This window comes from Pseudomonas viridiflava (genome assembly GCF_900602065.1).
Taxonomy (GTDB): Bacteria; Pseudomonadota; Gammaproteobacteria; order Pseudomonadales; family Pseudomonadaceae; genus Aquipseudomonas.
Genome location: NZ_UWFN01000129.1, coordinates 1 through 282, shown reverse-complemented (window position 1 = coordinate 282; position 282 = coordinate 1). Strand labels below are relative to the sequence as shown.

Sequence of the window (282 nt, the reverse complement as noted above, 5' to 3'; positions counted from 1 at the left end):
CAATCAAGGGGCTCAACCCCAGAACCGCGCCCCACAATCCATCGGCTTTTTGCTGCTGGACAACTTCACACTGATCTCCCTCGCGTCAGCGGTAGAACCTCTGCGAATGGCCAACCAGTTGTCTGGCCGTGAGCTGTATCGCTGGACCACCCTGAGTGTGGACGGCGGTCAGGTCTGGGCCAGTGACGGTCTGCAGATCACCCCTGATGCAGCGATGCATCAGGCACCGGTCATGGACACCGTGATCGTCTGTGGCGGTGTCGGCATTCAGCGCACTGTCAC

1 pseudogene is annotated in these 282 nt (G+C 60.3%); it reads left to right on the top strand.

Features of this window, described 5'->3' with window-relative positions:
* Positions 1-282, top strand: a pseudogene (locus EE949_RS08285) (GlxA family transcriptional regulator); the annotation flags it as partial.